The sequence below is a fragment of the Variovorax sp. 01N429 genome (assembly GCF_056399425.1).
Window position 1 is genome coordinate 1 of the sequence record NZ_JBFTRG010000091.1, and the last position, 495, is coordinate 495.

Annotated in this window: 1 protein-coding gene; it reads right to left on the minus strand. The window is 69.7% G+C overall.

Going from position 1 to position 495, the window contains the following annotated elements; all coding sequences use genetic code 11:
• A partial coding sequence (locus AC1DSF_RS30730; protein WP_478184093.1) for a hypothetical protein occupies positions 1 to 495 on the minus strand: 495 nt, incomplete at both ends.

Genomic DNA, 495 nt, shown 5'->3' on the forward strand with positions numbered 1-495 from the left:
CCCCACGACCGACGCGAGACGCAGCAGCGTCCGCGTCGTCTCGGAGATCAGGCCGACCCGCCGCCGCACCACATCCCGGACGCCGTCCGGGATCGCCGACGAGTGGAGGTCGAAGTCCGCATCACGCCCGAGCAGCCGCGCCAACTCACGTGCATAGAAGGGGTTGCCGTCCGCCCGCGCGTGAATCAGATTCGCCGTCGCACCGTCGATGTCGGTACGCACGGACTGCCGCAGCAGTTCGCCTATCTCGGCCGGATCCAGCCCCGACAGCCGCAACCGCAGCGGATGCAGCCGCGCCAACGTCGCCAGACAGGCATCGAGCGCGGAATCCGCCCGCGCATGGTTGTCCCGCAACGTGACCGCCAGCAGCACCGGTTGCCCGGCCAACATCTCGGCGGCATAGCCGAGCAGATGCAGCGAGGACGGGTCGGCCCAGTGGATGTCGTCGAGCACGACGGCGACAGGGCCGTTGGCTGTGGCGTCGCTGATCAGGGC